Annotated in this window: 4 protein-coding genes and 1 riboswitch; of the genes, 3 read left to right on the forward strand and 1 reads right to left on the reverse strand. The window is 37.3% G+C overall.

Annotated elements, in window-relative coordinates; translation table 11 throughout:
* Positions 1-83 precede the first annotated feature (83 nt).
* The 3 genes from ABZA26_RS08855 (at position 84) to ABZA26_RS08865 (ending at position 2,617) form a co-directional block, all read left to right on the forward strand.
* Positions 84-467 (forward strand): hypothetical protein, encoded by a 384-nt coding sequence (locus ABZA26_RS08855; RefSeq protein WP_372714158.1) that lies wholly within the window; start codon positions 84-86, stop codon positions 465-467.
* 87 nt (positions 468-554) lie between these two features.
* The gene (locus ABZA26_RS08860) at positions 555-1,217 is read left to right on the forward strand and encodes a response regulator transcription factor (protein WP_372714159.1); all 663 of its coding nucleotides are present in this window, start codon (positions 555-557) and stop codon (positions 1,215-1,217) included.
* Positions 1,217-2,617 carry a sensor histidine kinase gene (locus ABZA26_RS08865; protein WP_372714160.1) on the forward strand — a complete coding sequence of 467 codons (1,401 nt, stop codon included), beginning with the start codon at positions 1,217-1,219 and terminating at the stop codon, positions 2,615-2,617. Before ABZA26_RS08860 ends, ABZA26_RS08865 begins: the two co-directional genes overlap by 1 nt.
* Before the next feature lie 78 nt (positions 2,618-2,695).
* On the opposite strand, the gene ABZA26_RS08870 is transcribed toward ABZA26_RS08865, so the two are convergent.
* A complete protein-coding gene (locus ABZA26_RS08870) occupies positions 2,696-3,910 on the reverse strand; it encodes a cation:proton antiporter (protein ID WP_372714161.1) in 1,215 nt (404 codons plus the stop codon).
* Positions 3,911-3,946: 36 nt separating this feature from the next.
* Positions 3,947-4,023: riboswitch (Fluoride riboswitch) on the reverse strand.
* Positions 4,024-4,250 lie beyond the last annotated feature (227 nt).

Below are 4,250 nucleotides of genomic sequence, written 5' to 3' on the forward strand. Positions count from 1 at the left end.
CCTGACCCAGAGAGCCGGAGAATTAAAAGGGAAACTAGAATATATTGTCTTAAGCAAAAACTAATACGACGGGAGGAGAGACAGTGAAGAAATTCATCACATTATTTTTAATTATTATTTCTTTGTCAGCATGTAAAAATGATAATAAGCTGAACTCGGCTTCGAAAGAGGGAGAGAATATCCAAAATAATTCTGTGGAGACAGAAGAGGTACATGGAATTCCTGCAGAATCTCAAAATACAGATTCAAAAACTTCCCACGAGTTTTGTTATATAGATAAAGCCAAATCAGAAAAAGATCCAGAACTTGAAGAACTTTATAAAAAACTTTCACAACTTCAGACCAGTGCTGATGAGATGTCAAAATATCCGAAAACTTCAGATATATTAAAGGATATAACTAAAGATATAGGTAATATAAAGGGACTCATTGAATATAGAAGCCTTGAAATAAATGCAAAGATTTAATGAAATAATAAGAAGGGCTTGTAAAGCCCTTTTTGTGTTTTTTTTGATTTCATTATATAATTGACTCAGTGTAAAGAGGGGGTATTTATGGAAAAAATTTTACTTTTAGAAGATGAAGATAAAATGAGAAAGGTGGTAAAAAACTTTCTTGTAAAAGAGGGTTACGAGGTTGTAGAAGCCTGTGACGGACAGGAGGCTTTAGACCTGTTTTATGAGCACACCTTTGATCTTGCCATTCTGGATGTAATGGTTCCAAAAGTTGACGGCTGGACCATATGCAGGAAATTCAGAAAAGAATCTAAAATTCCCATCATAATGCTCACTGCAAGAAGTACCGAGGATGATGAGCTGTTTGGATTTGATCTAGGTGCAGATGAATATGTAACAAAACCTTTTAGTCTGAAGATACTACTGGCCAGGGTAAAGGCACTTTTAAAAAGAAAAGACTCCATCGTTGAAGACAACAGTCTGAAGGTTGGGAACTTAGAGATCGATTCCAAGAGTCACAGGGTGATTTTCTGTGATAAACTTTTGGATTTGACTCCCAAGGAATACGATATGCTTTTTATGATGGTAAAAAACAAGGATATGGCTATTTCCAGGGAAAGATTTTTAAATCAGATCTGGGGTTTTGATTATTTTGGAGACCTTAGAACTGTAGACACCCATGTAAAACAACTGCGTAAAAAACTTGATGGCAAGCATATTAAAACTGTCCGAGGAGTCGGATACAGGTTTGAGGAGGAGTGATGAAGGGGAAAATAAGCAGGGATATATTTTTCTATATGATGATAATATCCATACTGCCAATATTTCTGATATATCTTTTAAATGCCACTCTTCTGGACAGTTACTCCCTAAATAAAAAAAAGGAAGAACTTCATAAAATATCAAAGATTCTCACAGAGGGAGACGGCAACATAGATATACCCAGACTGAAGAGAGAGAGCAACGTGGAAGTGTATTTTCTCAATATAGAGGACAGGTATCAGTACCGTATTGATGAAGATGTGAGAGGGATTTTAGATGATCTGGACTGGAATAATGTAGAGATTGGTGTTAATTTTCAGAAGGTATATCAGAAGGAACAGGGAATAAATCTTTTGGTTAATATAACCAAGATAACAAATCAGATGTTTCTTGTGATTACCACACCAATATCATCTGTGGAAAATTCTGTAAAAATAAGCAGAGAGTTCTATTACTACAGCTTTTTTCTGGTAGCATTTTTATCACTGCTTGTTTCATATCTTTTTTCAAATAAGGTTTCAAAACCTATTATTTCTCTTGAAAAAAATGCTAAAGACATAGCTCAGCTCAATTTTGATGAAAAATTGGATATAAAAACAGGGAATGAGCTTGAAAGTCTGGGGACAAGTATAAATACTATGTCTGAAAAACTCGAAAATGCCATTGACAATCTTAAACATGCCAATACTCAGCTGGAAATTGATCTAGAAAATGAGAGAAGGCTGGAAGTGATGAGGAGAAGCTTCATATCCAGTGTAAATCATGAGCTGAAGACACCTCTTGCAATCATGAGAGTCTATGCAGAAGGGCTTCTTGAAGGTGTAGCCAGTGGAGAAGAGGTAGAGGAATACTGCACCACCATTGTGGAAGAGGTGGAAAATATGGAGAAGATAGTGAAGGAACTCCTGTATTTTTCAGAAATAGAGGCCGGGTATAAGAAGGCTGAAATGGGAACTTTCAGAATAGATACTCTTGCTAAAAAGATACTGGAAAAGTATTCTCACGATTTCAAGGAGAAAAATGTCCAGGTTGATTTTTTAATCAGTGATATCAGTGTAGACGGAGACATTAAGCTAATTGAAAGGGTTATGGAAAATTTTTTCAGTAATGCCGTGAACTATGTACCTGAAAACGGCAAGATTAAGATTGGAGGAGTATCTGACGGTGATTCTATAAAAATAACAGTCTTCAACAGCGGGGAGAAAATTCCAGAAGATAAAATAAATGAGATATGGAAGCCTTTTTTCAAACTGGATCAGGCAAGGACTAGAAAATACGGAGGTACCGGACTGGGTCTTTCTATTGTAAAGAAAATCCTGGATATACATGATTCTAGTTACGGCGTTCGTAATCTGATAGACGGTGTGGAATTTTTCTTTACTTTAAAAAATTCCAGATAAAAAATCTAATAAAAAAATACAGGTATAAATAAAAGGAGTCCGATAGTTCATCGGACTCCTTTTGAATAAAAAAATTATCTATCCCAAATACTCCTGAGATACTTCCAGCTCTCTTCCTGGTTCTAAGAGGGGAAGAGCTGTGAGTTTTATCCCGATAGCCCCTATAGGGGCTGTTATGAGGACACTGAGGATAGCCACAGCCTGTATAAGCTCTCCTCCAGCTACACCCATTTGTAGAGGGACCCCGGCCTTGGCAGACTGCACAGTTGCTTTTGGGAGGTAAGCTATCACACAAAAGAGCCTTTCTTTGTATGTGAGGTCTGTTCCTAAAAGTGAGATCCAGGTACCTATGGATCTTATTACAAGGGCACTCATAATAGCAAGTGTTCCAGGAATAAAGAGATTTCCTATAAGATTTGGATCGATGGCTGTACCTACAAGAGTAAATAGGTATATCTGCCCCACCTGCCAGACTTTCCCAAGAGTCTCCTTGAGACTGCTTCCGAGCTCTTCCTCACAGTAGTTGTTTATAACAAAACCCATCACCATGACACCTATCAAAGAGTTGATTTTAAGAATTTTCAACTCTTCAAGAACCCTCATTCCCACACCGGTGGTCAAGACCAGCATACAATGGGCTAATGGATTTTTTGTAGTTTTGCATAATAATTTCAGGCAAAGTGCCGCGGCGACACCTGCCAGTATACCCAAAATAATAGAAATCGGAACCAGTAATAAATTTGATGCAATTCCTTGGGAAGACCCCAGATAGAGGCTCATAAATGTGGTAAAAAGAGCTATGGCGATACTGTCATCTGCCGACCCTCCGGCCAGCATCATCTGAGGTATAGCTTTTCTCTGCCCGATTCCTCTGTTTATAAGGTCTACCATTGAAGGAATAAGAACTGCAGGACTTACTGCAGAGATTATGAAACCTAGGATTCCACCCTGTATAAAAGTAAATCCAAAAAGTTTCATCGCAGCAAAAGCCACTGCAAATCCTTCAAGACCTGCTGGAATAAAACTAAGAAGAAGTGCAGGGCGGCCCATTTTTTTCAATTGTTCCGTACTTATCCCCAATCCTCCTGTAATAAGAACAGTAACAAGGGCGATACTTTTTAATTCTTTGCTTATATTTAGGGTGAAGCTATCTATCTGGTTGAGATATGCAGGACCTATAATACATCCAAATATTATCATACCCATGAGTTTCGGAAGTTTTATTTTTTCTGCAATTTTACCGGCATAATGTCCACCTATAAGAAGAATACCTAAAGAAAATAACGTTTTCATATTATACTCCTTTCAACAAAAAAGGCTTCTACAGTTTTTTCTGTAGAAGCCATCATCTTCGCAATGTGAAGCATTCGGATTTTCTCCGGGAGAGCTTCATCCCCCTATTGATTTTATTATTTGAATTATTATACATTAATATTATCCTATTGTCAACGATGGCAATACCCCGAAGGGTAGAGGGATATTTCCATATATAGCTTCAGCTGTAGTTTCTGAAGAAGCCGTTCTTATTATTTAAAAAAAAAAATATTTATTCACTTTCCAAGGAGGATATAAAACTTTTCAGTATGGTTATATTAAATATCGCCAGGGAGTCCTGTCGCAGACTTGCAGTTGC

Origin of the sequence: Ilyobacter sp. (assembly GCF_041583315.1) — a bacterium.
GTDB lineage: Bacteria > Fusobacteriota > Fusobacteriia > Fusobacteriales > Fusobacteriaceae > Ilyobacter.

Excerpts from the sequence above, each read along its gene's own strand:
- ABZA26_RS08860 (WP_372714159.1), top strand. The coding sequence starts at position 555 with ATGGAAAAAATTTTACTTTTAGAAGATGAAGATAAAATGAGAAAGGTG.
- ABZA26_RS08865 (WP_372714160.1), top strand. The coding sequence starts at position 1,217 with ATGAAGGGGAAAATAAGCAGGGATATATTTTTCTATATGATGATAATA.
- ABZA26_RS08870 (WP_372714161.1), bottom strand. The coding sequence starts at position 3,910 with ATGAAAACGTTATTTTCTTTAGGTATTCTTCTTATAGGTGGACATTAT.